23 protein-coding genes, 1 tRNA gene and 1 riboswitch are annotated in these 25408 nt (G+C 73.7%); of the genes, 9 read left to right on the top strand and 15 right to left on the bottom strand.

Translation table 11 applies throughout. The annotated features are described in order from the left end of the window. Positions 1-10: 10 nt before the first annotated feature. Positions 11-808: an IclR family transcriptional regulator gene (locus tag IF02_RS0105230; protein WP_030154054.1), complete on the bottom strand. Its 798-nt coding sequence runs from the start codon at positions 806-808 to the stop codon at positions 11-13. A 129-nt stretch (positions 809-937) separates the two neighbouring features. Between IF02_RS0105230 and IF02_RS0105225 the strand changes: the two genes are divergently transcribed. Then, positions 938-1576, top strand: coding sequence for a bifunctional 4-hydroxy-2-oxoglutarate aldolase/2-dehydro-3-deoxy-phosphogluconate aldolase (locus tag IF02_RS0105225; protein ID WP_234318091.1), 639 nt, complete (start codon positions 938-940; stop codon positions 1574-1576). 2 nt (positions 1577-1578) lie between these two features. Further along, positions 1579-2604: a PfkB family carbohydrate kinase gene (locus IF02_RS0105220; protein WP_078621910.1), complete on the top strand. Its 1026-nt coding sequence runs from the start codon at positions 1579-1581 to the stop codon at positions 2602-2604. On the opposite strand, the gene IF02_RS0105215 is transcribed toward IF02_RS0105220, so the two are convergent. The 3 genes from IF02_RS0105215 to IF02_RS0105205 form a co-directional block, all read right to left on the bottom strand. Continuing rightward, positions 2601-3485 (bottom strand): aldo/keto reductase, encoded by an 885-nt coding sequence (locus IF02_RS0105215; protein WP_030154051.1) that lies wholly within the window; start codon positions 3483-3485, stop codon positions 2601-2603. The two genes, IF02_RS0105220 and IF02_RS0105215, sit on opposite strands and share 4 nt — an antisense overlap. After that, positions 3482-4666: a serpin family protein gene (locus IF02_RS0105210; protein ID WP_030154050.1), complete on the bottom strand. Its 1185-nt coding sequence runs from the start codon at positions 4664-4666 to the stop codon at positions 3482-3484. The genes IF02_RS0105215 and IF02_RS0105210 overlap by 4 nt, the downstream gene beginning before the upstream one ends. Before the next feature lie 85 nt (positions 4667-4751). After that, positions 4752-6077: a glycoside hydrolase family 18 protein gene (locus IF02_RS0105205; protein ID WP_030154049.1), complete on the bottom strand. Its 1326-nt coding sequence runs from the start codon at positions 6075-6077 to the stop codon at positions 4752-4754. A 26-nt stretch (positions 6078-6103) separates the two neighbouring features. Between IF02_RS0105205 and IF02_RS36065 the strand changes: the two genes are divergently transcribed. The 5 genes from IF02_RS36065 (at position 6104) to IF02_RS0105180 (ending at position 9762) form a co-directional block, all read left to right on the top strand. After that, complete coding sequence (locus IF02_RS36065; protein WP_324603752.1) at positions 6104-6478, top strand: ankyrin repeat domain-containing protein; 375 nt, start codon at positions 6104-6106, stop codon at positions 6476-6478. A 54-nt stretch (positions 6479-6532) separates the two neighbouring features. Next, positions 6533-6606, top strand: a tRNA-Trp gene (locus IF02_RS0105195). 103 nt (positions 6607-6709) lie between these two features. Beyond that, positions 6710-6786, top strand: a riboswitch (cobalamin riboswitch). A 56-nt stretch (positions 6787-6842) separates the two neighbouring features. Continuing rightward, positions 6843-7832 carry an ABC transporter substrate-binding protein gene (locus tag IF02_RS0105190; RefSeq protein WP_030154048.1) on the top strand — a complete coding sequence of 330 codons (990 nt, stop codon included), beginning with the start codon at positions 6843-6845 and terminating at the stop codon, positions 7830-7832. After that, positions 7829-8896, top strand: coding sequence for a FecCD family ABC transporter permease (locus tag IF02_RS0105185; RefSeq protein WP_030154047.1), 1068 nt, complete (start codon positions 7829-7831; stop codon positions 8894-8896). Before IF02_RS0105190 ends, IF02_RS0105185 begins: the two co-directional genes overlap by 4 nt. Then, the gene (locus tag IF02_RS0105180) at positions 8893-9762 is read left to right on the top strand and encodes an ABC transporter ATP-binding protein (protein WP_078621881.1); all 870 of its coding nucleotides are present in this window, start codon (positions 8893-8895) and stop codon (positions 9760-9762) included. The genes IF02_RS0105185 and IF02_RS0105180 overlap by 4 nt, the downstream gene beginning before the upstream one ends. On the opposite strand, the gene IF02_RS0105175 is transcribed toward IF02_RS0105180, so the two are convergent. The 6 genes from IF02_RS0105175 to IF02_RS0105150 all read right to left on the bottom strand — a co-directional run bounded on the left by IF02_RS0105175 (position 9722) and on the right by IF02_RS0105150 (position 17490). Then, positions 9722-10120, bottom strand: a complete 399-nt coding sequence (locus IF02_RS0105175; RefSeq protein WP_030154045.1) for a VOC family protein — start codon at positions 10118-10120, stop codon at positions 9722-9724. The genes IF02_RS0105180 and IF02_RS0105175 overlap by 41 nt on opposite strands. Before the next feature lie 84 nt (positions 10121-10204). Then, the gene (locus tag IF02_RS0105170) at positions 10205-11851 is read right to left on the bottom strand and encodes a N,N-dimethylformamidase beta subunit family domain-containing protein (RefSeq protein WP_051695872.1); all 1647 of its coding nucleotides are present in this window, start codon (positions 11849-11851) and stop codon (positions 10205-10207) included. A gap of 29 nt (positions 11852-11880) precedes the next feature. After that, positions 11881-14274, bottom strand: coding sequence for a polysaccharide lyase 8 family protein (locus IF02_RS0105165; RefSeq protein ID WP_030154043.1), 2394 nt, complete (start codon positions 14272-14274; stop codon positions 11881-11883). Between the two features lie 80 nt (positions 14275-14354). Further along, positions 14355-15194: a sugar phosphate isomerase/epimerase family protein gene (locus tag IF02_RS0105160; RefSeq protein WP_030154042.1), complete on the bottom strand. Its 840-nt coding sequence runs from the start codon at positions 15192-15194 to the stop codon at positions 14355-14357. Next, positions 15191-16369 carry a dihydrodipicolinate synthase family protein gene (locus IF02_RS0105155; RefSeq protein WP_030154041.1) on the bottom strand — a complete coding sequence of 393 codons (1179 nt, stop codon included), beginning with the start codon at positions 16367-16369 and terminating at the stop codon, positions 15191-15193. The genes IF02_RS0105160 and IF02_RS0105155 overlap by 4 nt, the downstream gene beginning before the upstream one ends. After that, positions 16366-17490 carry a Gfo/Idh/MocA family protein gene (locus IF02_RS0105150; RefSeq protein WP_078621908.1) on the bottom strand — a complete coding sequence of 375 codons (1125 nt, stop codon included), beginning with the start codon at positions 17488-17490 and terminating at the stop codon, positions 16366-16368. Before IF02_RS0105150 ends, IF02_RS0105155 begins: the two co-directional genes overlap by 4 nt. Positions 17491-17727: 237 nt before the next feature. Here IF02_RS0105150 and IF02_RS0105145 point away from each other — a divergent pair, with 237 nt between their 5' ends. Then, positions 17728-18804, top strand: coding sequence for a LacI family DNA-binding transcriptional regulator (locus tag IF02_RS0105145; RefSeq protein WP_030154039.1), 1077 nt, complete (start codon positions 17728-17730; stop codon positions 18802-18804). Further along, complete coding sequence (locus IF02_RS0105140) at positions 18801-19619, top strand: sugar phosphate isomerase/epimerase family protein (RefSeq protein ID WP_051695795.1); 819 nt, start codon at positions 18801-18803, stop codon at positions 19617-19619. The genes IF02_RS0105145 and IF02_RS0105140 overlap by 4 nt, the downstream gene beginning before the upstream one ends. Here the strand turns inward: IF02_RS0105140 and IF02_RS0105135 are convergent. The 5 genes from IF02_RS0105135 to IF02_RS0105115 all read right to left on the bottom strand — a co-directional run bounded on the left by IF02_RS0105135 (position 19607) and on the right by IF02_RS0105115 (position 25370). Continuing rightward, a complete protein-coding gene (locus IF02_RS0105135) occupies positions 19607-20656 on the bottom strand; it encodes a hydroxyacid dehydrogenase (protein ID WP_420708095.1) in 1050 nt (349 codons plus the stop codon). The two genes, IF02_RS0105140 and IF02_RS0105135, sit on opposite strands and share 13 nt — an antisense overlap. Then, on the bottom strand, positions 20653-21627 hold the full coding sequence (locus IF02_RS0105130; protein ID WP_078621880.1) for a carbohydrate ABC transporter permease: 975 nt from the start codon (positions 21625-21627) through the stop codon (positions 20653-20655). Before IF02_RS0105130 ends, IF02_RS0105135 begins: the two co-directional genes overlap by 4 nt. Continuing rightward, positions 21624-22472, bottom strand: coding sequence for a carbohydrate ABC transporter permease (locus tag IF02_RS0105125; RefSeq protein ID WP_030154035.1), 849 nt, complete (start codon positions 22470-22472; stop codon positions 21624-21626). Before IF02_RS0105125 ends, IF02_RS0105130 begins: the two co-directional genes overlap by 4 nt. A gap of 293 nt (positions 22473-22765) precedes the next feature. Further along, positions 22766-24091, bottom strand: a complete 1326-nt coding sequence (locus IF02_RS0105120) for an ABC transporter substrate-binding protein (RefSeq protein WP_030154034.1) — start codon at positions 24089-24091, stop codon at positions 22766-22768. 136 nt (positions 24092-24227) lie between these two features. Next, positions 24228-25370: a substrate-binding domain-containing protein gene (locus tag IF02_RS0105115; RefSeq protein WP_030154033.1), complete on the bottom strand. Its 1143-nt coding sequence runs from the start codon at positions 25368-25370 to the stop codon at positions 24228-24230. Between the last annotated feature and the right edge of the window lie 38 nt (positions 25371-25408).

Here is a 25408-nt window from a genome sequence, read left to right as displayed (position 1 = left end):
TCTCGGCCGTTCACAGCAGCGGGGCGAGCGCCTCCGTGGCCGCGCGCAGGGCCGGCGCGTACGCCTCGAGCTCCTCGCGGGAGACGAGGAAGGTCACCGTGGTGACGCTGACCCCGCCGATCGGACGGCCCCCGGGGCCCAGGACCGCGGCGCCGATGCACCGGATGGTCGGCTCGTTCTCCTCGTCGTCCACGGCGAAGCCCCGGGCCCGGACCGCCTCCAGCTCCGCCAGCAGGGCCTTGGGGCCGGTCAGCGTCCTCGGCGTGCGGCGCGGCAGTCCCGCGCTCGCGATCAGCGCCCGTACCTCCTCCTCGGGCAGGTGCGCCAGGATGCTCTTGCCGATCGCGGTGCTGTGCAGCGGCATCCGCATCCCGACCCGGGAGGCCGTCTGGAACGGCTGGTCGCTCTCCAGCTTCCGGATGTAGGTGAGCGTCTCCCCGCTGTGCAGGGCCAGGTGGACGGTCTGGCCGACGGCCTCGCGCAGCTCGCCGAGGATCCGCCCGATGCTGTGCGGCTCGCCGCCGCTGACCAGGGCGGACAGCCCGCGCAGCCGGGGGCCCACCCCGTACCGCGATCCGCTTTCCGGGCGTACGAAGCCCTGTTCGGTCAGCGAGGCGAGGATCCGGAAGGCGCTCGACTTCGGCACGGCGGCCGCGGCCACCACATCGGTGAGCCGGTGCGGTCCGCCCGGCGCGGCCACGGCCTCCAGGATCCGCATCGACTTCTCCAGCGCCGTGCCGGCGGCCGAGGTCCGGCCGCCGCGCGCGGGGCCTTCGGCCGCGTCGTTCGTGGGCCCGTCGTCGGGCATGCGCTCTCCCAGGGCAGGGCGGGTGGGGGTAGGGTCTGCGGGAAGTGGTTCCGCTACACGGTACTGCGTTCCGCTACGTGGAACAAGTGCCATGCGGAGCAGCGGAACAGATGGAGAGGGAGGGGTCCTTTGTCCTGCCACCCGTACGACGCGATGGCCGCCCAGTGCCTGCTGCCGGTCCTGCGCGAGGCCGACGCGGACGGAGCCGTCCGCCGGACCGCCGCCCTGCTGGCCGCCGGCTGCCGCGTGGTCGAGCTGACCACCTCCACCCCCGGCTGGGCCGAGGCCGTCGCCCGGACCGCCCCGCTCGCCGACGCGTACGGCCGGCCCGCCCTGATCGGCGTCGGCACCGTCACCGCCGCCGACCAGGCCGAGACCGCCCTCGACGCGGGCGCGGCCTTCCTGATCTCCCCTTACCCGGCCCCCGAGGTCCGGACGGTCGCCGCCCGGCGCGGGGCGGTCTTCGTCGAGGGCGGCTTCACCCCGGGCGAGATCGCCTCCGCCGTCCGGTCGGCGGGAGCCGCCAAGGTGTTCCCGGCGCACGTCGGCGGCCCGCAGTTCATCCGCTCCCTCAAGGCGGTCCTGCCCGGGGCGCTGTTCATACCGACCGGTGGCATCCGGCCCGCCGAGATCCCGGAGTGGCTCGCCGCCGGGGCGGCCGCCGTGGGCATCGGCAGCGGCCTGCCCGACGATCCGGGCGAACTGGCCGCCGTCTTCGCGGCTCTGGCCCGGCCGTGCTGCACCGGCTGCGCCGCGGCGGGGTGCTGAGGATGGCGCCCGCTCCCGGGCCCCGTACCGGCCACGAGACCGGCCGCGACACCGGCCACGACACCGGCTACGACGTCCTCGTCCTCGGTGAGGTCCTCGTGGAGATCCACGCCGACACCGCCCTGCGGGAAGCCGCCGACGGCACCCCGGCCCGCATCTCCTACTCCGGCGACGCCCTCAACGCGGCGGCCGCCGCCGCGGCCGCCGGGGCCCGGACCGCCCTCCTCGCCGTCGTCGGCGAGGACGAGCTCAGCGTCCCGCTCCTGCACCGCGCGGCCGCGCTCGGCGTGGACGTCTCCCACGTACGCCGCGCCCCGCGCCCCAACGGCGCCTATCTGCTCGCCTCCGACACCGAGGGCGACCGGGCCTTCGTCTACTGGCGCACCCACAGCGCGGGTTCCAGCCTCTCCACCCGGCACATCGAGTCCTGGCGGGACCTGCTGACCGGCACGAAGGCGCTCGTCACCAGCGGGATCACGGGCGCGCTCTCCCCGAGCAGCCGCGAGGCGGTCGTGGCCGCCGCCGAGACCGTGCACGGCGCCGGCGGGCACGTCTCGTACGATCCCAACTTCCGCCCCCGCCTGACCGGTCGGGACGAGGCCCGCGAGCTGCTGGCCCGCATCGCCCCGCTGACCGGGCTGCTCAAGACCTCCTGCCCCGCCGACGCCGAGGCCCTGGTCGGCACCGCCGATCCGCGCGCCGCCGCCGCCCGCTACCGGGCCCTGGGCGCCCGTACGGTCGTGGTCACCGCGGGCGCCGACCGGCTGCTGCTCGACGACGGCACGCGGGCCGAGTACCACCCCGTACCGGTCAACCCGGATCCGGTGGACGCGACCGGCGCCGGGGACTGTTTCACCGGCACCGCCACCGCCCGGCTCGCCCTCGGGGACGGCCTCGCCGACGCCGTCGCGTACGGCATGGCGGCGGCCTGCCTCTCGGTCTCCGGCCGCGGCGGCACGGGCCGCGTCCCGGCGTTCCCCGAAACGGCGGCCCTGGCCGCCGCCCACCGCGGGCGCGGCCGTGGCTAGACGGCCGAGAGCAGGGCGATCTCCTCCGGGGACAGCCGCAGCGCCCCGGTGGCGATGTTCTCCACGAGGTGGTCGGGGTTGCCGGTACCCGGGATCGCCAGTACGTGCGGGCCGCGGTTCAGGGTCCAGGCGAGCCGCACCTGCGCCTCCGTCACGCCGTGGGCCCCGGCGACGGCCCGCACCGGCCCGGCCTCCTGCGTGACCACCCCGGCCTCCTTGCCCGCGCCGGCGATAGCGAAGAACGGCACGAAGGCGATGCCCTGCTGCCCGCACGCGTCGAGGAAGGCGTGGTCCTCGGCCGGGGAGCCGACCCCGTACGGGTTCTGTACGCAGACGACGGGGGCGATGGCCCGGGCCTCGGCCAGGTGGTCGGGCCGTACGTTGGACACGCCGAGGTGGCGGATGAGCCCGGCCGTGCGCAGTTCGGCGAGCGCGCCGAAGTGCTCGGCGATCGATCCCGTGGTCTCCCGGCGCGGGATCCGCAGGTTGACCACGTCCAGGTGGTCCCGGCCCAGCTGGCGCAGGTTCTCCTCGACCTGCCCGCGCAGCTGCTCGGGCGTGGCCCACCACCACTCGCCGGCGTAGTCGCGGCCCGGTCCGACCTTGGTGGTGATGACGAGGTCTTCGGGGTAGGGGGCCAGCGCGCGGTTGATCAGCTCGTTGGCGGAGCGCGTGGGCGAGAAGTAGAAGGAGGCGGTGTCGATGTGGTTCACGCCGAGCTCGACGGCCCGCCGCAGTACGCAGACCACCCGCTCGCGGTCGGTGGGGGAGCCGTCGGCGAGGTGCGTCAGGCGCATGGCGCCGAAGCCCATCCGGCGGACGGCGAGGTCGCCGAGCCGCCAGGTGCCGGATGCCGCCGCGGTGATCGTTTCGGAGGTCATGGCGCGAGGGTAACCGGCTCGGCGACCCAGCCCGCGGCGAGCACCAGGCGGGAGGTGCGGTGGACGGCGAGGAAGCCGAAGGGCCGGTGGAAGGCGACCTCGGCCTGGCGGACCCGGTACCGGTAGCGGGGGAGGGCGCAGCCCACGGCCGCATCGACGGCGGTCACGGCCGCGGCTTCGAAGCCTTCGGCGTGGAAGCGGGCCATCGCCGACTGCCGGGCCGACTTGACGGCCAGTGGGTCGGCGCTGATCCCGGGGAAGTGCCCGGAGCCGGTGTCCGTGGCGGTGTGCAGGCCGAACAGCCGGGCATGGTCGAGGAGATCGTGGTCCGCGCCGACATCGAAAGCCACCGCCTTGACCCACAGGTGGGGTGCACGATCCGTCGAACGGACCGTCCCGATGCGCAGCCCCGGCCCCGGGTTTCCCTCGGGAAGCAGGCTCGCACCCGTCGACGGCACGGTCCGGGTGACGACGGAGGTGCCGGCCGCGAGGACCTCCCACGGGCGGGCGGCGCTCTCGCCCAGCACCAGGTGGACGTCCACCCCGCCGTCGCCGACCACTTCGAGCACAGTCACCGGGCCGGTCGGCGTGTGCGCCACCCGGGCGCGGTCCAGGAGGGAGGTATCGCGGTACAGCGCGAGCGCCGACCGCCCGGCCCACGGGCCCTCGGACAGATCGACGGAGCCGGTTCGGAACGGCCGGATCCACTTCAGCCGCAGCGCGAGCGCCGAGGCGAGGACCAGCAAGGTGTCCCGGTCGACGGGTACGGGCATCCGCTCGATCAGCCCGCCGGTCCGCTCCGCCGCCCACCCGTCGAGGGCCTTGCGGTCGGCGCCCTCGTCGCCGGTCAGGGTGGCGCGGACGCCGTCCGGGAGGCCGGCCAGCCAGGGTTCGTGCAGGGGGAGGTCCGCCTTGGTCCACAGTCCGGTGGCCGCCTGGAGGCCTCGTACGCCGGTCAGGGCGGTCAGCAGCTTCCGGGCGGCGTCGGCCGCGGACCCGGCGGGTATGCCGAGAGCTTCGGCGAGCTCGGCGCGGGCCGGGCCGCCCGCGCCGTCGGCGAGGAAGGCCAGCAGGGGCCAGATCCCGGCCGCCGTGAGGACGGTGCCCTTCTCGCCCGTCACCGCCTGCCGGGCCCAGCGTGTGGTGAGTTGGTTGACCGCCCGTACCGTCGTGATCTCCATGGCCGGGAGCGTACGTGGTGGGACGCCGCCGGGCCGGGTCGTTTTCCGCGGCCCGGCGGCGCCGGTCTCTCGGCCGGTCGGCCCGTCAGCGGCCGTGCAGGCCCCGGTCGACGGCCGTCATCAGCTCGCCGTCGGCGGTGTCCGCGTCCAGGGACCAGAACATCGCGCCGCCCAGGCCGTTCTCGCGGATGTACTCCGTCTTGGTCCGCAGCACCTGGGGGTCGTCGTACGTCCACAGCGTGCTGCCGTCGAAGAGCCAGGCGTGGCCGCCCCGGCGGTCGCGGTAGATCTCGTACGTGCCCGAATCGGCGAGCTTCTTCAGCGCCTTGTAGTCCTCGTACCCGGCCGCCCAGGTCGCCGGCGCCGGGCCCGTCGCCGGTTGGCCCATGCCGTCCCCGCCACCGCTGACGCCGGTCCAGCCCTGCCCGTAGAACGGCATGCCCATCACCAGCTTCTGCGCCGGCGCCCCGCGGTGGCGCCAGGCCTCCACGGTGCCGGCCGCGCTGAAGTCGCCGCGGGCGTGGAGCGCGGACTGCTGGGCGGTGGTCGGTTCGCCGGAGACGTGGAAGTCGTAGCCCTGGAGGGTCACGAAGTCGAGGTCGCGCATGATGCGGCGGACGTCGAAGCCCGCGTCGATCTTGGCGGGGGCGGTCGGGACGAACGCCGTCAGCTCGTACTTCTCCTTCCGCTTCTGGCCGCGCGCGTACGCGTCGAGCTGCGTGCGGAACTCCTTCACCAGCGCCGCGAAGTTCTGCTTGTCCTCCGGGCGGTACGTGGTGTCCGTGTCACCTGCCGAGCCGGGCCACTCCCAGTCGAGGTCGATCCCGTCGAAGAGGCCGGCCGCCGCGCCCGCGCCGCCGCGGGCGCCGTCCTGCGGCAGGTTGCCCTTGATGTAGAGGTCGATGCAGGACTGGACGAGGGCCTTGCGGGAGGCGGGAGTGAGCGCGGCGTCCGAGAAGTGCGTGGACCAGCTCCAACCGCCCAGCGAGAGGAGGACCTTGAGGCCCGGGTGCCTGGCCTTGAGCTCCCGCAGCTGGTTGAAGTTCCCGGCGAGCGGCTGCTCGGCGCTGTCGGCGACCCCGTCGACGGAATTCGCGGCGTCGAGCGGGCGTACGTAATCGGCCCAGGCGTCCGCCTCACCCGGCACGTTGCCGGTGAAGCACTTGCCCTCCGCGCTGATGTTGCCGAAGGCGTAGTTGATGTGGGTGAGCTTGCCGGCGGTGCCGCTCGTCTCCAGGTCCTGGACCTGGAAGTCCCGTCCGTAGACGCCCCACTGGGTGAAGTACCCGACCCGCTTGTACGAGCGGTCGTGCCCGGTGTCGGCCTGCGCGGCGGCGGCGGGTGCGAGGGCGGTGAGCAGGGAGAGGGAACAGGCGGCGACGGCCAGCCTGCCGGGCATGCTGCGGCGCATGGGCTTCCTTTGCGGAGGCGGGAGCGGTGCGGGACGCGTACGCGGTGCATGCCGGAAACTATTGGTCTGGACCAGACGGGTCAAGGGGGCGTACGAAACTCGGCCGGCGCCCGCCCCGGCCTCCACGAGGCCGCAGCCCTCGGACTGCTCGACCGCGTCACGGAGTTCCTCGCCGCGGGTTTCCCGCCCGCCGCCGAACTCGCCGGCGCCTTCTGGTCGCCTGCCACGGGGGTCAACTGGCCGCCGCCCGGTACCTCCTGTCCGATCGCATGGACGTCGACCGGATCGGATACGGCGACACGACCCCGCTGAACGCCGCCCTGACCAGCGGAAACGACGCGCTGATCGACTGGCTCCGGACCGTCGGCGCCCACACGCGGGCCGAACTTCCACCCGCTTGACCCACTAATCCATTTGGATCTCCGCGGCGCTCCATGTCAGAGTTTCCTCAGCGAAGGGGTGTAGCTCAGCTGGTCAGAGCGCTGGTCTCCAAAACCAGATGCCGCAGGTTCGAATCCTGCCGCCCCTGCAAGAAGTACGCGGCGTCGGGCCCGTCCCCTCCATGGGGGCGGGCCCGACGGCGTTTCAGGGCCGTCTGGCAGACTGCGACGAACCACCCCAGGCGGTGCAGGACAGGAAACCGGTGCGAATCCGGTGCGGTCCCGCCACTGTGACCGGTCCCCGTGCGGGGACCGGGAGTCAGACACTGACGCATCGCCTCTTCACGTCGACCAGGGGACGAGGATCCCCCGGAGAGGCTTCGCCATGCCGCGTTCCCGCGCCGTTCTGCGCGCCCTTGTCCCGATCGCGCTCCTGATACCCCTGGCCGCATGCGGCGGTCCGTCCTCGGCGGGAGGCGGGGCCGCGGACGCGGCGCCCGCGCCGGGGTTCCCGTACACCGTCACCAACTGCGGTGTCAGCAGCACCTACCAGGCCCCGCCGCAGCGGGCCGTCACCATGAACCAGCACGCCACCGAGATCCTGCTCGCCCTCGGCCTCCAGGACCGGATGGCCGCGACGGCCTACCTCGACGACTCCGTACTGCCCGCCTACCGGCCCGCCTACGACAAGATCAAGGTGCTGGCCAAGGAGTACCCCTCGAAGGAGGTCCTCCTCGGCGCCGACCCGGACTTCGTCTACGGCGGGTACGCGAGCGCCTTCGACAAGGCGCAGGGGCGCGACCGCGAGGGACTCGCCAAGGCCGGCATCAACTCCCGGCTCAGCGTGGAGTACTGCAGCACCGGCCCGGTCGGCCTCGAACAGCTGAAGACCGAGATCACCGAGGTCGCGCTCACCTTCGGCGTGCCCGAGCGCGGCGCGCGCCTCATCGAGGACGAGCAGCGCCGCATCGACGCCGTCAGCGCCCGGGTCAAGGACAGGGCCAAGCCGACCGTCTTCGTCTACGACTCCGGCGAGGGCACCGCCTTCACCTCCGGAGGAGGCGGCATCGGCAACGAGATCGTCTCGCTGGGGGGCGGGACGAACACCTTCGCCGACCTCAAGGACACCTTCGGTGACGTGTCGTGGGAGAAGGTCATCGAGCGGCGGCCCGAGGTCGTCCTCATCTACGACTACGGCGGCACCACCGTCGAAGCCAAGAAGCAGCGCCTGTTGAACGACCCGGCGCTCGCGGAGGTTCCCGCCGTCAAGAACAAGCGGTTCGTGGTGCTGCCCCTGTCCTCGGCCGTCCTCGGCGTCCGCGTCGCCGACGCCGTCGAGTCCCTGGGCCGCCAGCTCCACCCCGACGCCGCGTGAGGCGCCCCCGTACGCCGGCCGTCCTCGCGCTCCTCGCCGCGGCGCTCCTCGCGTCCGCCGTCGCGGGCCTGGCCCTGGGGCCGGTACGGATCGCTCCCGGCCGGGTCCTCGACATCGTGCTCGGCGGCCCAGAGCAGCGCAGCGGGGCGTTCGCCTCCATCGTGTGGGACGTGCGGATGCCGCGGGTGCTGCTCGGGGCGGTCGTCGGAGCCGGGCTCGCCGTCGCCGGCACCGTCCTGCAGGCCCTCGTCCGCAATCAGCTCGCCGACCCGTTCCTGCTGGGAGCCTCCTCCGGGGCTTCGCTGGGCGCCGTCCTCGTCATCGTCTTCGGCGCGGGAGCGGCGGGCGTCGCGGGAGCGGCGGGAACGACCGGAGCCCTCGGCGGGATCGGCGCCCTGGGCGTGCCGGCCGCCGCGTTCGCCGGATCGATGGGGGCGCTCGTCGCCGTCTACGCCATGGCCCGGCGCGGCGGCACGATGACCACCGGGCGGCTGATCCTCGCCGGGGTCGCCGTCCAGTACATCCTGTCCGCGCTCACCAGCCTGGTGCTGGTGCTCGCCGCGCACCCCGACCAGATCCGCTCCGTCCTGTTCTGGACCCTGGGCGGCCTGGGCGGGGCCCGCTGGGACGAACTCGCCCTGCCCGCCGCCGCGCTGCTCGTCGGCACCGCCCTGCTCACCGCGCTCGCCCGGCCGCTCGACCTGCTCCTCGCGGGGGAGGAGGGTGCGCGGACCCTCGGTCTGGACACCGGGCGCTTCCGCGCAGCCGTCTTCGTCCTCACCTCCCTCGTGATCGGCGTGCTCGTCGCCTACAGCGGCGCCATCGGGTTCGTCGGGCTGATGGTTCCGCACGCCGCCCGGATGGTCGTCGGCGCCGGGCACCGGGCCCTGCTGCCGGTCGCCGCACTGGGCGGGGCCGTGTTCCTGACCCTGGCCGACCTGATCGCCCGTACGGCCGCGGCGCCCGAGGAGATACCGGTCGGCGTGGTCACCGCGCTCGTCGGCGGACCGTTCTTCCTGTGGATGCTGCGCCGCTCCACACGGGTCGAGGGGGTGGCGGGATGAGCGGGCGGCAGCCGGTGGAACTCGCCGTCGAGGCCGTGCGTTACGAGACCGATGGGCACACGCTGCTCCACGGGATCGACCTCACCGCCCGGCCCGGCGAGACGGTCGGCGTGGTCGGCCCCAACGGCAGCGGCAAGACCACGCTGCTGCGCTGCGTCTACGGCACCCTGCGGCCCACGGCCGGCCGGGTGCTCCTGGACGGCGCGGACGCGGCGGGGCTGGGCGCCAAGGACCGGGCCCGGCGGGTCGCGGTCGTCCCGCAGGACGCGGCGGGGACCTTCGGGCTGACGGTCCGCGAGGTGGTCGCGATGGGGCGCAGCCCGCACAAGCGGTTCTGGGAGCAGGACGGCCCGGACGACGTCCGGCGCGTCGCCGAGGCACTGGAGACCGTCGGCGCGAGCAGCCTCGCGGGCCGGCGGTACGACGGGCTCTCCGGCGGCGAACGGCAGCGCGCCCTGGTGGCCCGCGCCCTCGTCCAGGAGCCGGGCCTGCTCGCCCTCGACGAGCCGACGAACCACCTGGACATCCGCTACCAGCTGGAGGTCCTCGCCCTGGTCCGTGCCCTGCCGGCCACCGCGCTGCTCGTGCTGCACGACCTCAACCTGGCGGCCTCGTACTGCGATCGCCTGTACGTGCTGGCGGGCGGCCGGGTGGCGGCCTCGGGGACACCCTCACAGGTGCTGACCGAGGACCTGCTGGCCGAGGTGTACGGGGTCCGCACCCGCATCACCACCCACCCGGTCACCGCCGCCCCGAACATCGTCTACCTCCCGCTCGCCGGGGAGGGAGCGGGAGGCCGACGCATCGGTCGGGCCGGCCGGCCGGCTATCCGGCCGTGGGCTCCTGGTAGCCGTACGGGCGGGTGATGATCTCCATCCCGTGGCCCGACGGGTCCAGGAAGTAGACGCCGCGGCCGCCGTCGTTGTGGTTGATCTCGCCGGCCCGCTTCATGTGGGGGTCGGCGAAGTACGGGATCCCGCCCGCCCGGATCTTCCCGAACGACGCGTCGAATTCCTCCTCGGAGACGAGGAACGCGTAGTGCTGGGTGGCGAGGGAGTCGGCGGGCACGGTGGCGAAGTCGAGGGTGACGCCGTTGGCTGTCTCGACGGGGACGAACGGGCCCCACTCGGTCCCGACCTCAAGGCCGAGGACGTCCGCCAGGAATTCGGCGGCCTCCCGGTTGTCCCGGGAGTGGATGATCGTGTGGTTCAGCTGTACTGACATGAGTGAATGCCTCCGCAAGGCACATCACGGCACCTCCATGCCTCACCCGGTCGGTGACCGACACGCGATGCCGTGATCACGATCCTAGGCCGTGCCCCCGTACACCGCCTTCACATTGTCCTGCGCGGGGTGCGCGCGGCCCGCCGGGCCGGCCGCGAACGCCCGCAGCAGGTTCTCCGTCACCCGGGTGGTCAGCGCGCCCGCCTTGGCGTCGAGGCCGTGGTTGGCGCCGCTGCGGCCGTCGCCCGTCGCGTCCAGGGCCTCCACCCACCGCATGGTCCCGGTCGCGAAGACGCCCGCGCCGCTCGGCACGGTGTAGTACGCCGTGTCCTGGTGGCTGGGCCGGCCCTCGCACACCACGGGGGAGTGAGCCAGGATCTCGATCGGCCGGGGCGTCGGGAACCCGGTGTTGACCTTGTCGTACTCCACCCCCACCAGGTGCGCGAACCGGTCGCCGGCCTGCACGCCGGTGCCCTCGAACAGCCAGTGGCCGGGGTGGGTCACCACGTACGGGGCGTCCACCGGGTAGCCGTCATAGATCACACCGAGCAGCGAGCTCTCCGGATCGGCGCCGGGCGCCGAGCGGAAGTCGACGGTGGCCGGCTGGCCGCGCTTGAATCCGGGGTCCTGGTCGTAGGCGGACTTGTAGCAGACCACCGTACGGTCCGGACCGAGATCGGAGGGCTCCAGCCGGATCCGGCGGAAGCAGCAGTTCGCGCCGAGGACCGCGATGTTGGTCCCGGCGTCCCGGGCGGCGGTGAAGTGGGCCCGCTGCTCTGGCGACCAGTACTCGTCGTGGCCGAGGGAGAGCACCGCCGCGGCCCCCTCCAGCAACCGCTTCTCCCGCGCCACGTCGGTGGTCGTCGCGTAGGCCAGGGGTATGCCGAGCCGCTCGGCGAGGGCGAGCAGCGGGGCCTCGTACACGAGGAACAGGCCGGCGCCGTCGTCGTACTCGTACGGACGGTCGAAGGTGACCGAGAGGGAGCGTGAGGCGTAGCCGCCGCTGGGGCCGTCGTAGCTGCCGTAGCCGCCCCACCGGTTGTACGCCTGCCAGGTCGCCACCGCGTTCACCACGACCGTACGGCCGGCGCTCGCCGCCGAGCGGACCGTGACCGGGACGAAGCGCTGGCCCTCGGCGCCCTGTGCGTCGAGCCGCAGCAGGTAGCACCCCTCGGGCCAGTCCTTGGTGTCGACGGTGGTCGTACGGGGCCACCGGGTACGGACCATCCGGGTCGCGGAATCCACCGTGTGCTCGGGCTGGCGCACGCCGGGCAGCGCTTCGGACCGCCACACCAGCCGGGCCCGGGCGCCGCCGTACCAGCCCATCCGGTAGGCGGAGACGGTGAACCGGGGCGCCGTGGTGGACACGTGGAGGCCGAAGGACTCGCCGGGCAGGACGCTGACCTTGTCGGCGAAGCCCTCGATGGCCCGGGCCGCCCCGGCCCTGGTCACACGCCAATCGGCATGCCCCGGCTTGGCGTTCTCGGCCTTGACGTCGAAACCGGCCGGTCCGCCCTTCCCCGCCGCCGCGCCGGGCGCCGCCCCCTTGCCGTCACCCTTGCCGTCACCCTTGCCCTCCCCCTTCCCGGCCGCCCCGCCGGCCGCTCCGTTGGCGCAGCCGGCCACGGCCCCGAGCCCGGCGGCGGTGGCCGCTCCCGTCGCGATCGCCAGGAACCGCCGCCTGCCCGCGCCGTCGCCGTCCCCGGCCCCGGTTATGTGCTCATGATCCATGAAGGGCACGCTATGTCACCCTTGACGGCTCACCCCAGCCGGACCACCACCTGCTGGCCGGCCCCCGCCGCCGTGGTGAGGTTCCCGAAGTCGAGCCGAAGCCGAGCGCCCGTGGCCTCCGAGACCAGGCTCGGCGGGCGGGACAGCACCGCGGCGACGGGGCGGTTCCACACCAGCGTCAGCGAGGTCAGCGCCCGGGCCGGGTCCGCCACGCAGACCGCGGCCGTGCCGTCCGCCCTCTCCCGGACCGTCACCGAACAGGGTGCTCCCGCCTCCAGCGGACCGGCCGATCCGGCCTGCCAGAAATTGACCCCGGTGAAGCCCAGCGAGGGCACCGAGACGCCTTGCGCCGTTTCCGAGTTGGCGAGTACGGAGAGCCACCCCGCGGCGGCGGCTCTGGCGGCGGTCTGCGCCACCGTCGCCCCCGGCAGCACCTGGTGGACGTAACCGGCGCCGGCCGGGTCCTTGCCGTGGTCGTACCAGAGGGTGAGGTAGCGCCGGGTCAGGGCCGTGGCGGAGCCGCCCCGGTTGATCTCGCTCCACCGGCCGGTGCGCGCCTCCCGCAGGGCCTTGAACGAGCCCGAGCCCGACATCACGTACCCGCCGAAGCCCGCCAGATGGGCCCAGCCGGGGGAGGGGAAGGCCGCCGTCCAGCCGAGGGCGGCCGGCTGGACGGTGCCGCCCACGGTGAGGGGATGGGCGCCGGCGGCGCCCAGATTGCGGTTGTCGACCACCGTCTCGACCACGGTCCCGTCCGAGCAGCGGATCCCGGCCCCCAGACAGACGATCGTGCCGTCCAGGAAGAACCAGGACTTACGGGCCGTGAGCGTGCTGTCCAGGCCCCGCAGGTGCTGGCCCAGCGAGGCGAACTCCCCGTCGGTCGTCCCGCCCACCCAGGCCGCGTCGGGCCGGGACGCCCCCCAGTCACCGCCCGCCCCGTCGGCGAGCACCTTCCGCGACACCGTGGTTCCCGGCAGCCTGTACGGGTCCACCGTGGGCCAGAAGGCGTCCGAGTACTGGCCGTTGCCGTACGTGGCCCCCCACCAGGAGAGCATTCCGCTGCCGGTGTGCCAGCCGCGCAGGTTCTCCCCGTTGCCCGTCTCGTAGTGGGCGATCCGTTTCGAGGCCATGGACAGCGAGGCCGCCCAGCCGGGCCGCCGGTGCGTGGCCCGGTCCATGGACGCGAACAGGCGGTGCCCGACCGGCTCGGGCAGTGCCGCGACCGAAGCGTCGGACTCGACCTGAGCCAGGCGGGCGAGCGAGGACAGGGCGAGCGCCGTGTCCGCGAGGGGACGGCTGTAGTAGTCCCGGGCCATCCAGCCCTTCACCAACCCCCGCCAGCGCGCCCGCTCGACGGCGCTCGCACCCTCCGCGAGGAGCAGGATCGCGGCGAGCACCGCATGCCCCCGGGCATGGTCGTCCTGCTGGACCTGCCGAGGATCGGCGACCATCAGACCCCGGCTCACCGCCCGCCCCGACACGGCGTCCATGACCAGCCCGTTGAACAGGAACGGCGCCCAGGCCCGCTCCACCGCGTCGAAGGCGATCTGCGCCCCGGGGTCCGTGACTTCCCACGCAGTGCCCTTCAGAAGAGCGAACAGCATGCCCAGCCCGCCGAGCAGCACCGCCCCGTACGTCCCCGCGTACGGCACCCAGGTGTGCTGGACGAACGACCCGTCCCGGTAGAGCCCGTCGCCCGAGGTGACGTACGGGAACACCGGCGCGAGCGCGTCCCGGGCCAGGGCGATCTTCGCCGAGTCCCCGCCGACCACCCCGCGCAGCGCCAGCACCCGGCACAGGTCGACCCGGTTCGCCCCCGTACTGGTCCCGGAGTACGAGCCGACGACCGAGTCCGGGACGAAATGGTCGACGGCCGCGCAGGAGTCGGCGATCCGGGCGGCAGGCAGCTCCTCGTACAACAGTACGCACAGGTCGAGCAGGGCCTGCGGGGCGCCGATCTGCCAGCAGTACCAGTTGCCGTACCGCACCTGGCCGGCGTGGTAGACGTCCGTGTGCAGATGGTCCAGCCCGGTCAGCAGGGCCGAGCGCAACCCGGTATCCCCGGTGAGCCCGGTCCCGGGCCGGACATAGGCCTCGGCCATCGTCCGCAGCCGGTAGTAGCTCTGCATCATCATCTCGGGGTCGCTGCCGTACCCCAGGTCGGGCCAGAGCGAGCCGGCCGCCGGAGCCATGGCGGAGCGCCACCCCCCGGCCAGGACGCCGAGATCGGCGAGTCTCGAACGGAACGGCTCGGCCGCGGCGGGGATGTCACCGCCCAGGAAGAGGCCGCGCCACACCGCCCGCATGGCGTCGTGGACCTCGTCCGCCGGCGCGGCTCCCGCCCGCGCGGCGGGCGCTCCCAGCAGGAGCGCACCCCCGCCCGCGGCGGAGAGGAAGGCGCGCCGACTCCACACGTCTGTCATCGCATGCTCCTTGCCCGATCCCGTACCGGCCCCCGCCGGCCCGTCACTTGCCCCACTCGCAATGCCTCATGCCACGCGCCTCAGGCCACGTGCTCGCGGTATCGGTCGATCACCTCCCGCAGCACCTCGGCACCGTCCCGCGCCCACAGCCCCGGATGGAAGATCTCCACCTCCACCGGGCCCCGATAGCCGGCCGATTCGGCCAGCTCCCGGAACGCCCGCAGATCGATGCAGCCGTCGCCCAACTGCCCCCGCCCCAGCAGCACCCCTTGGGGGAGCGGGGTCACCCAGTCGGCCACCTGGACCGACACGATCCGCCCGCCCGCACCCGCCCGGCGCAGATCGGCCGGCAGCCGCTCGTCCCACCACAGGTGGTAGGAGTCGACGACCACCCCCACCTGTCGCGCCGGGAACTGCTCGGCGATGTCCAGGGCCTGGCCGAGCGTGGAGACCACGCAGCGGTCCGAGGCGAACATCGGATGCAGGGGCTCGATCCCCAGCCGTATCCCGTGTGAGGCCGCCCACGGGGCGAGCTCGCCCAGGACGTCGACGATCCGCCGCCGCGCCCCCACGAGGTCCCGGTCACCGTCGGGCAGGCCCCCCGAGACCAGGACCAGCACGTCGGCACCCAGCTCGGCGGCCTCCTCCACGGCCCGGCGGTTGTCCTCGAGGGCCGCCGCCCGCCCCGCCGGATCGGAGGCGGTGAAGAACCCTCCGCGACACAGCGAGCTGACCCGCAGCCCGGCCCCGGCGACCAGCTTCGCCGTCTCGCGCACCCCGAACTCCCGCACCGGATCCCGCCACAGCCCGACCGTGCTCACCCCGGCCGCGACACACCCGTCGACCAGCTCGGGCATCGACCACTGCCGGACCGTCTCCTGGTTGAGGCTGAACCGGGCCGGGGCCGGCCCCCGGCTCACGACGCCACCCCGTACACCGCGAGGAGCTGCCGCATCCGGGACTCGGCGAGCTCCGGATCGGGAAACAGGCCCAGCAGATCGGCCTGTTCGTACGCGGAGGCCAGATGGGGCAGCGGCCGGGCCGACTGGAGCCCGCCCAGCATCGTGAATTGCTCCTGGTACCCCGCGAGCCAGGCCAGCAGCACCACCCCCGTCTTGTAGTAGCGGGTCGGCGGGCCGAACAGGTGCCGGGACAGCGCCACCGTCGGATCCAGCAACGCGCGGAAACCGGCGGGGTCGTCCCGGTCCAGCGCGAGCCCGGCCCGGGCGGCCAGCGGGGCGATCGGGTCGAAGACGCCCAGCAGCGCATCGCTCGCCGGATCCCCGGCCCCCTCCCCGGCGATCAGTTCGGGATAGTGGTAGTCGTCGCCCGTGTAGCAGCGCACGCCCGGCGGCAGTCTGCGCCGGATGTCCTTCTCCCGCCCCGCGTCCAGGAGCGAGACCTTGACCCCGTCCACCTTCTCCGGGCAGTCCGCGACGACCTTCAGGAACACCTCGGTGGCCGCGTCGAGATCGGCGTGCCCCCAGTAGCCCGCCAGCTCGGGGTCGAACATCGGGCCCAGCCAGTGCAGTACGACCGGGCGGGCGCTCTGCCGCAGCAGTTTCCCGTACACCTCCAGATAGTCCTCCGCGTCGCGCGCCGCGGCCGCCAGGGCGCGGGAGGCCATCAGTACGGCCCCCGCCCCGCACGCCTCGACGTGCGCGAGCTGGTCCTCGTACGCGGCGGTGATCGCGGCCAGAGCGTGCCCGCCGCCCGGGGGGAGCTGGTCGGTGCCCGCGCCGCAGACGATCCGGCCGCCCACCGCCCGGGCCTCGGCGGCCGACCGGCGGATCAGCTCCGCCGCAGCCGGCCAGTCCAGACCCATCCCGCGCTGCGCCGTGTCCATGGCCTCCGCTACCCCGAGGCCCTGCGCCCACAGCCGGTGCCGGAAGGCCAGCGTCGCCTCCCAGTCCACGGCCGGGCCGGCCTGGGAGGCCGGGCCGCCGGCGCAGGCGGCGAGCGGATCCGCCACCACGTGCGCCGCCGCGTAGAACCTGCGGCTGCGCGCCGGACCGCAGACCAGAGACGCGAGCGGATCGCTACAGGGCCGGTGCAGACGGTATCCGCCGTCCGCATCAGGGAGCCGGATGCTCACAGGACCACCTCCGGCACCGGCAGCCGCCGGCCTTCCACCGAGGACCGCAGCCCCAGCTCGGCGAGCTGTACCCCGCGCGCGCCGGCCAGCAGGTCCCACTGCCAGGGCTCGTCGAGCACGACGTGGCGCAGGAACAGCTCCCACTGGGCTTTGAAGCCGTTGTCGAACGGGCCGTTGTCCGGGACCTCCTGCCACTGGGCGCGGAAGGCCTCCGTCTGCGGCAGATCGGGATTCCACACCGGCTTGGGCGTCGCCCCCCGGTGCTGGATGCGGCATCCGCGCAGTCCGGCGACCGCCGACCCGTGCGTCCCGTCCACCTGGAACTCCACCAGCTCGTCACGGTGGACCCGCACCGCCCAGGAGGAGTTGATCTGCGCGACGGCGCCGCCCTCCAGCTCGAAGACCCCGTACGCCGCGTCGTCCGCCGTCGCCTCGTACGGTTTGCCCTCCTCGTCCCAGCGGCGGCCGATGTGCGTACGGGCCAGGGCCTGCACCGTGCGGACCCGGCCGAACAGCTCGTGCAGCAGGTACTCCCAGTGCGGGAACATGTCGGCGACGATGCCCCCGCCGTCCTGCGCCCGGTAGTTCCAGGACGGCCGCTGGGCCGGCTGCCAGTCCCCCTCGAACACCCAGTACCCGAACTCCCCGCGCACGGACAGGATCTCGCCGAAGAAGCCGCCTTCGATCAGCCGCTTCAGCTTCAGCAGCCCCGGCAGGAACAGCTTGTCCTGGACCACCCCGTGCTTGACCCCGGCCTCCGCGGCCAGGCGTGCCAGCTCCAGCGAGGAAGCGAAGCTCAGAGCCGTCGGCTTCTCGCAGTACACGTGCTTGCCCGCCGCCACGGCCTGCCGGACCGCGGCCTCGCGGGCACCGGTGACCTGAGCGTCGAAGTAGATCTCGACCTCGGGGTCGGCGAGCACGGCCGCCAGGTCCGTACTGAACTGCCCCAGCCCGTGCTCCTCGGCGATGGCCCGCAGCGCCGGCTCCCGGCGCCCGACCAGCACCGGCTCGGGCCACAGCACCCGGCCGTCGCCCAGATCCAGCCCGCCCTGCTCGCGCAGGGCGAGCAGCGAGCGGACCAGATGCTGGCGGTATCCCATCCGCCCGGTCACGCCGTTCATGGCGATCTTGATCGTCCTGCGCTCCACGGTGTCCCCTCCTTCGTGCTCGTTCGTCGTGCCTGGCGGAAAGCGCGAGGGAAGGTCCGATAGAAAGCGCTTTCACTCTCATCAGGCTAGGGCCGGGAACGGCAGCCGCGCAACACTCGTTCGAGTGATGGAAAGCGCTTTCTCAATCGGGGAGTATGGAGATCCACACCCGGATGAGACGATGACCGGGATGAGCAGGAGGGGTGCAACATGGCGGTGACTCTCGCCGAAGTCGCGGCGCACGCGGGCGTGTCGCCGGCGACGGTCTCGCGCGTGCTCAACGGCGGATACCCGGTGGCCGGCGGCACGCGGACCCGCGTGGAACAGGCCGTCGAAGAGCTCGGCTACGTGGCCAACGGCCCCGCCCGCGCCCTGGCGGCCGCCACCTCGGACCTGGTCGGCGTCCTCGTCCACGACGTGGCGGACAGCTTCTTCGGCATCCTCGCCGGATCCCTGCAGAGCGCGCTGGCCCCGACCGGCCACGGCGACCCCCGCCGCCTCGCCGTCGTCTGCAACACCGAGGGCGCCCCCGCGGCCGAACTCGCCTATCTCACCCTGCTGGAGGGCCAGCGCGCCGGCGGGGTCGTCCTGACCGGCGGCGCCGTCGAGGAGCCCGGGCACACCGCCGCCCTCACCGCCCGCATCACCCGAATGGCGGACGCCGGCTCCCCCGTCGTCCTGTGCGGGCGGCCCCCGCTGCCCGTACCCCCCGCCCTGCCCGTCGCCACCGTCATGTTCGACGACCGCGGCGGCGCCTTCCGCCTCGCCGAACACCTGCTGTCGCTCGGCCACCGGCGCATCGCGTACGTCGCCGGCCCGCCGGGGCGGAGCACCACCCGGGAGCGGCTCGGCGGCCACCGCGAGGCGCTGCGACGACACGATCCCGGCCTGCCGGAGGCCTGCGACCCGCTCACCGTGCACGCCGGATTCGAGCGCTCCGCGGGCTACGACGCCACCCGCGAGCTGCTGCGCCGCGGGGCCCCGTTCACCGCCGTCGCCGCGGCCAACGACACCGTCGCCACCGGAGTGGCCGCGGCCCTGCGCGAGGCCGGCCTGCGCATCCCCGGGGACGTCTCCGTCGCCGGCTTCGACGACCTCCCGGTCTGCGTGGACACGGCCCCCGCGCTCACCACCGTCCGCGTACCGCTGCGGGAGGCCGGCATACTCGCCGCCCAGCTGGTCACCGGCCGCAAGCCACTGCCGCCGGGCGGCATCACCACCCTGCCCACCGAACTCATGGTGCGCGGCTCCACCGCGCCACCCCCGCCCGAGGGGAGCCGTCCGTGAAGTACGCCTTCTCCACGCTCGGCCTGCCCGGGGCACCGCTCGACCGCAGCGCCGCCCTCGCCGCCGCCCACGGCTATGACGCCCTCGAACTGCGCGCCCACCCCGAGGAGCCCCTGCACCCCGACAGCCCGCCGGCGGACCGGGCGGCGGCCCTGCGCACCCTCGCCGCCGCCGGGGTCGCGGTCCTCGGGGTGGCGGGTTATGCCCGGGTGGCCGCCCCCGGCGCCGACGAGCCGGTCCTGGCCGAACTGCACACCCTGGTCCGGCTCGCCGCCGACCTCGAAGCCCCGTACGTCCGGGTGTTCCCGGGAGGCGCCGAGCAGCCCGAGTCCGCCGCCGACGCCCATGCCGTGCGTCGGCTGGCCGCCGCCGCACCGTTCGCCGAGCGGCACGGGGTGCGGATCCTGCTCGAGACGCACGATTCGCACCGGACCGGAGCCGCCGCCGCGCGGGTGCTGGACCGGGTCGGGCACGGCGGCGCGGGCGCGCTGTGGGACGTACTGCACACCTGGCTCGGCGGCGAGTCCCCGACGCGGTCGCGGCGGGCGCTGGACCGGCACCTGGGCTACGTACAGGTGAAGGACGTGGCGTCGGCGCAGGAGCTCACCCCCCTCGGGCTCGGCGCCGGGGTGCTGCCGCTCGCCGAGGCCGTGGCCGCCGCGGCGCCGGACGGCTGGCTCTGCTGGGAGTACGAGAAACGCTGGTATCCCGGCGCCGCCGAGCTGCCCGGTCAGCTCGCGCGGGGCCGGGAGTACCTGGAACAGCTGGTGGCGAGGGGAGCGGGAACGGGCGGAACGGGGGCTCAGGCCGAGTAGGCGAGCCGGCCGCGGTCGACGGCGTAGCGGAAGTCCAGCCCCAGGGCGTACCGCTCCAGTTCCTCGACCGCCGTTGCCGCGAGCCGGTCCAGCTCGCCGCCCAGCGAACCCGCCACGTGCGGGGTGAGCAGCACGTTCGGAAGGTTGTACAGCGGGGAGCCGGCGGGCAGCACCTCGGGCTCGGTGTGGTCGAGTACGGCGTGCAGCCGTCCCGCGACCAGTTCCTCGCTCAGCGCCGCGGTGTCGACGAGCGAGCCCCGCGCGGTGTTGACGAGCGTGGCGCCGTCCGGCATCAGCGCCAGCCGGGACGCGTCCAGCAGATGGCGGGTCCGGGGAAGAGCCGGCGCGTGCAGGCTCACCACGTCGCTGCGGCGCAGCAGTTCGTCGAGCGTGCAGGACTCTCCGCCCAGCGCGGCGAGCTCGCCGGGGTCGGCGTACGGATCGTGGACGAGTACCCGCAGGTCGAAGGGGCGCAGCAGCTCCATCACGCGTCGGCCGATGAGCGAGGCGCCGACGATGCCGACGGTGCGGTGGTAGTTGCCGACCGCCGGGTAGCGGCGCAGCAGGTCGATCGGGGCGCGCGCCGCCCGGTAGGCGTGGGCGGATTCCAGGACCCGCTTGTTGGCGAACAGGATGGCGGCGAGCGTGTACTCGGCGACCGGCACGGCATTGGCGGCGGCCGCGCTGGAGACCAGCAGCCCGCGCTCCCAGCAGGCCTCCGTGACATGGTGTTTGACGCTGCCCGCGGCATGCACCACGGCGCGCAGCCGCGGCATCCGCTCCAGCGCCTCGGCGTCGAGCGGCGGGCAGCCCCACCCGGTCAACAGCACCTCGGCGTCCGCGAGGCGGCGCAGGAGCTCGGGCTCTTCGGGCTCGAAGCCGGTCAGCAGCAGGTCGGTGTCCACATCGGCGACCCGGACCAGCTCGGGCAGCATGCGGCCGCTGAGGACGGCGGCCCGGGTGCCGGGGCTCATGGCGAGCACGGTGGCGGGGCGGCGCCGCGCGCCGGCCCCGGCGGGAAGGAGGCGGTGGGTCACTTGACGGCTCCTGCGGTGAGACCCGAGCGCCAGAACCGCTGCAGGCCGAGGAAGGCCAGCACGAGCGGGACGACGGCGACGAGTGAACCGGTGATCACCAGGGGATAGAGCTCGGGCTGCTGGTAGACGCTGCGGTTCCACATGAACAGGCCCAGACTGACGGGGTAGAGCCGCTCGTCGTTCAGCATGGTCAGCGCACCGTAGAAGTTGTTCCAGATGGCCGTGAAGGTGAACAGGAAGATGGTCACAAACCCCGGCCACAGCATCGGGAACGACACGTGCGCGAAGAGCCGCAGTTCACCCGCGCCGTCGACGCGGCCGGCGGCCAGCACCTCGTCGGGGACGTAGCCCTCGGCGAACACCCGGGCGAGGTAGACGCCGAAGGGGTTGACCAGGGCGGGCACCAGGTAGGACCAGTACGTGTTCACGGCGCCGGCGGCCGAGGCCATCAGGTACAGCGGCAGCTGGAGCACGGTGGCGGGGACCAGGATCCCGGCGAGGACGACACCGAAGAGCTTCTCCTTATGCCGGAACTCGTAGGCGTGGAAGGCGTAGCCGCAGGCCACGCTGATGAGGGCGGAGAGGGTGGAGCCCACGACGGTGTAGAGGAGGCTGTTGGCGAGCCAGCGGCCGAAGATGCCGTCGTTGTACGTGAAGACCTCGCCGAGGTTGCCGAGGAGGCTGAAGTCGCCCAGCGCGTAGGGGTCGGTGGCGAAGAGGTCCCGACGGTTCTTGGTGGCGGCCAGGACCAGCCAGGCGAGGGGCATCAGCGCGTAGGCGGCGACGAGGAGGAGAACGGCGTTGACGGCGGTACGGGAGAGCAGGGCGCTCCCGCGCGCACCGCGCGCACCGCGGGCCGGGGCCGGGGCCGGGGTCGCGGGCGGGGTCGCGGTGGCGCGTGCCGGGGCAGGTCCCGGTCCCGGGCCCGGGGCTGTGCCCGCTGCCCCGGCAGCGGCGAGTGAGGCGGTCATGCGGACCTCCAGCGGTTGCCGAGCTTGGTGACGACGTACGAGGCGGCTCCGGCGGCCAGGGCGAGGAGCAGCGCGCTCGCGGCCGCCAGCCCGTAGTCGTGGCCCTTGAACGCGGCGCTGAAGACGTACATGGTCGGGGACCAGGACTCGCCCATCTCGGTGGCCCGGAGCTGGAGCAACTGCGGGGCGTCGAAGAGCTGGACGGCGCCGACGCAGGTGAACAGGACGGTCAGGACGAGGGTGGGCCGGATGCTCGGCACCTTGACCTGGAACGCGGTGCGGACGGCTCCGGCACCGTCCATGGTGGCGGCCTCCAGGGTCTCGCGGGGGATGGCCTGGAGCCCGGCGAAGAAGATGATCATGTTGTAGCCCATCCACTGCCAGGCCGAGATGTTGACCACGGACAGCAGGGCCTCGTCGCGGCCGAAGAAGTTCCAGGAGATCCCGGCCGAATCGAGGACGTCGAGGACGGGGCTGAGACCGGGTGTGTACAGGTAGAGCCAGACCATCGCGGCGATCAGGCCGGGGACGGCGTGCGGCAGGTAGAAGGCGATCTGGAAGAACCGCCGGGCGCGGGCGAGGGCGGAGTCCAGGAGCAGGGCGAGGACCAGGGCGCCGCCGACCATGACGGGGATGTAGAGCAGGCAGTAGACGGCGACGTGGCGGAACGAGGCGAGGAAGAGGGGATCGGCCAGGGCCTTGGTGTAGTTCCCGATTCCGCTGAAGACCCGCTGGGCTCCGCCGAATCCGAGGCCGGACTGCTCCTCGCGGAAGAGGCTGAGCCAGGCGGCGTACCCGATGGGGGCGACGGTCACGAGCGCGAAGAGGAGGAAGAAGGGCGCCATGAACCCGGCGGCGGCCGCGCCGGTACCTCCGGTGGTCCGGCGGGGGCCGGGTGGTGGTTGCGCCGAGCGGGATGCGTCCGCAGGTCGGGGCGCCGCGCCAGGGTCGGTGTCTGCGCCAGGGTCGGTGCCTGCGCCCGGGCTGGTGTCTGCGCCCGGGCTGGCGCCTGCGCCCGGGTCGGTGCCTGCGCCCGGGCTGGTGCCCGCGCCAGGGTCGGTGCCTGCGCCAGGGTCGGTGCCCGCCGCCGGGGCGGTCGTGTCCGGGGTCTCGGGCTGTCGGGTCTCGGGGGTGGGCATCAGCCGGCCAGGCCCAGGCCGCGGTCCTTGATGGCCTTCTCGGCGGCCGCCTGGCCCTCGCTCAGGGCCTTGACCAGGTCCGGGCCGGTCGCGCTCTGCGCCGAGTTGACCTGGAGGTGGACCGGGCCCCAGGTCCAGCCGGGCACGATGGTCGCCGCGGCCGCGTCGGCCAGGCCGTAAGGGTCCTGCCCCTCGAAGTACGTCGTGTCGAAGAGCTTCGCGGCCTCGGCCCGCATCTCGGCATTGGCCGGCAGGGCGCTGCTCGGCGACTTGAGCGAGCTGAGCCGCGCCTTGATCGCCTCCGGGTCGGTGGTGACCCACGTGATGAACTCCGCCGCGGCCTTGGTCTGCTTGCTGCCCTTCGGCACGATGTACGAGGTGCCGCCGTACATGCCGGTGGCGGGCTTGCCGTCCCAGGTCGGCAGCGGTGCTATGCCCCACTTCCCCTTGAGGTCGGGGTAGTTCGCGAGGAACGTGCCGGCCGTCCAGGCGGCGCCGATGACGGTCGCGACCTGCCCGGACGAACGTTCCTTCGCCTCACCCTCGCCCCACAGCGGGGTCTTCGACGCCACCCCGGAGGCCATCAGGCCGTTCCAGTACTCCGCCACCTTCTTCGAGGCGGGATCGTTGATCGCCACCTTCCACTTCTCGCCCTCGGTCCCGTACCACCGTGCGCCCGCCTGCCAGGAGAGGCCGGCCAGCACCGCCGGGTCGCCGCCGCCGAGGTTGGTGATCTTCACCGACGGGTCGGCCTGGTGGATCTTCTCCGCGGCCGCCTTGTACTCGTCCCACGTCTTCGGCACGGCCACCCCGTGCTTCTCGAAGATGTCCTTCCGGTAGAAGAGTTCGAGCGGGGTGACGTCGAACGGCACGGCCCACGTCTTGCCGCCCAGCTTCACCAGCGACTGGACCGCCTCCGGGAACTTCTCCGAGACGAGCTTCCCGGAAGTCCCGCTCAGGTCCTCCAGATTGCCGCCGCTCGCGAACTCCGGGAGCGCCGAGTAGTCCATCGTCGCGATGTCCGGCGCGTTGCCGCCCTTGACCGCGTTGGCCAGCTTCGCCGCCCCGTCCGGCCCGCCCGGCACCGCCGAGAACCGCACCTGGATGTTCGGGTGCGTCTTGTTGAACGCTTCGGCCGTCTGCTGCGCACCCGCGGACGAGGACCAGTAGGTGACGGTGACCGGCTGCTGCGGCGAACCGCCGGCCGCCCCCGCCCCGCCCGGCTTCGCCTCCCCGCCGCAGGCGGTGGCGAGCAGGGCCAGGGAGGCGACCGAGGCGGTCAGGACGAGTCGGGGCATGCGGGAAGAACGGAGGCTGCGCGACATGGAGTGGCTCCTACGGACGACCGCGGACAGCGGCGGATGGGAGAACGCGGCCCATCTTTTGTGCGAACACGCACACCGTCAAGAGCGAATGCGCAACTCGATCGAAATGATCGCCCGGGGAGTCCCTTCCTGTTCCTTATGAGCGGATCGTCAGCCGGGGGAGCAGCTCCACGTGCTGCCGCGGACCGTCACCGCCACCGACACCGCCACCGTCACCCGGCGCCGTCAGCCGGTCGAGCAGCAGCCCCGCCGCCCGCGCCCCCACCTCGCGCTTGGCCGGTGCCACCGCCGAGAGCGGTACGTCGGCCAGCCCCGCCACCTCGTCGTCGTACGTGATCACCGCGAGGTCCTCCGGCACCCGTACCCCGCGAGCCTGGAGCCGCGGGATCAGCATGATCGCGTCGGTGTCGCTGTGGATCAGCGCGGCGCTCACCCCGCCCGCCGTCACCGCCTCGCACAAGTAGTCCAGCGTCCGCGCGAACAGGTCCGCGTCCGAGAGCGGGCCCGGCCCGGCCGCAGGCCACGGCGGCGCCGGCTCCAGGCCGAGCGCGGTCACCGCCGCCTCGTACCCGGCCCGCAGCCGCGGCGTCGTCGGCGTCGCACGGCTGGCCAGCGCGATCCGCCGGTGCCCCCGCTCCACCAGGTGCTGCACCGCCGTCGCCGCGCCGTGCGCATGGTCGGAGGCCACCCGGTCCAGCGCCGCCGCCGGATGTCCGGGCGGGGCCCAGCGCTCCACCAGCACCGTCGGAACAGGCAGTTCCGCGGTCCACGCCCCCTCGCCGGGGCCGGGCGAGCCCGCGTCCCAATTCGGGGTGAGCAGCAGCCCGTCCGCCCCGGTGGACAGCAGCCGGTCCGCCTGTGTCCGGTCCTCTCCGGGCAGGTACCGGGTCAGGCCCACGGTCAGCCGCGCGCCGCGCGCCTCGACCACCTCGCGGGCTCCGCGTACGACATCGGCGTAGTAGTACTCCGTGGTCGGCACCACCATCCCGATCACCAGCCCCTCGGCACCCGCCGGGGCCGCCGCCCGGTCCCCGGCCGAGGCCGCCACCGCCGCCGTCGCCCGGGCCGCCGGCGCGCCGCCCGGCCGCCCGGTCTCCACCCGGCTGATCACCCCGTGCATCCGGTGGATCTCGCCCCGGGCCGCCATCGCCTCGATGTCGCGCCGCAGGGTGACCGGTGAGACGCCCAGCTCCTGCGCCAGGTCCGCCACGCGCACACTGCCCCGCGCCCGGACGAGCGCGAGCACCTGCGCCTGGCGCTGGTCCACATGTGGTCTCAAGGTTTCCCTACCCCCATCCGTGCCTGCATCCGTGCCTG

The sequence above is a fragment of the Streptomyces sp. NRRL S-244 genome, from assembly GCF_000717915.1.
GTDB lineage: Bacteria > Actinomycetota > Actinomycetes > Streptomycetales > Streptomycetaceae > Streptomyces.
Note: the sequence above shows the minus strand (reverse complement) of the source record. Positions and strands in the feature narration are given on the sequence as shown.

Excerpts from the sequence above, each read along its gene's own strand:
- IF02_RS0105230 (WP_030154054.1), bottom strand. The coding sequence starts at position 808 with ATGCCCGACGACGGGCCCACGAACGACGCGGCCGAAGGCCCCGCGCGC.
- IF02_RS0105220 (WP_078621910.1), top strand. The coding sequence starts at position 1,579 with ATGGCGCCCGCTCCCGGGCCCCGTACCGGCCACGAGACCGGCCGCGAC.
- IF02_RS0105215 (WP_030154051.1), bottom strand. The coding sequence starts at position 3,485 with ATGACCTCCGAAACGATCACCGCGGCGGCATCCGGCACCTGGCGGCTC.
- IF02_RS0105210 (WP_030154050.1), bottom strand. The coding sequence starts at position 4,666 with ATGGAGATCACGACGGTACGGGCGGTCAACCAACTCACCACACGCTGG.
- IF02_RS0105205 (WP_030154049.1), bottom strand. The coding sequence starts at position 6,077 with ATGCGCCGCAGCATGCCCGGCAGGCTGGCCGTCGCCGCCTGTTCCCTC.
- IF02_RS0105190 (WP_030154048.1), top strand. The coding sequence starts at position 6,843 with ATGCCGCGTTCCCGCGCCGTTCTGCGCGCCCTTGTCCCGATCGCGCTC.
- IF02_RS0105180 (WP_078621881.1), top strand. The coding sequence starts at position 8,893 with ATGAGCGGGCGGCAGCCGGTGGAACTCGCCGTCGAGGCCGTGCGTTAC.
- IF02_RS0105175 (WP_030154045.1), bottom strand. The coding sequence starts at position 10,120 with ATGTCAGTACAGCTGAACCACACGATCATCCACTCCCGGGACAACCGG.
- IF02_RS0105170 (WP_051695872.1), bottom strand. The coding sequence starts at position 11,851 with ATGGATCATGAGCACATAACCGGGGCCGGGGACGGCGACGGCGCGGGC.
- IF02_RS0105165 (WP_030154043.1), bottom strand. The coding sequence starts at position 14,274 with ATGACAGACGTGTGGAGTCGGCGCGCCTTCCTCTCCGCCGCGGGCGGG.
- IF02_RS0105150 (WP_078621908.1), bottom strand. The coding sequence starts at position 17,490 with ATGAACGGCGTGACCGGGCGGATGGGATACCGCCAGCATCTGGTCCGC.
- IF02_RS0105145 (WP_030154039.1), top strand. The coding sequence starts at position 17,728 with ATGGCGGTGACTCTCGCCGAAGTCGCGGCGCACGCGGGCGTGTCGCCG.
- IF02_RS0105130 (WP_078621880.1), bottom strand. The coding sequence starts at position 21,627 with ATGACCGCCTCACTCGCCGCTGCCGGGGCAGCGGGCACAGCCCCGGGC.
- IF02_RS0105125 (WP_030154035.1), bottom strand. The coding sequence starts at position 22,472 with ATGGCGCCCTTCTTCCTCCTCTTCGCGCTCGTGACCGTCGCCCCCATC.
- IF02_RS0105120 (WP_030154034.1), bottom strand. The coding sequence starts at position 24,091 with ATGTCGCGCAGCCTCCGTTCTTCCCGCATGCCCCGACTCGTCCTGACC.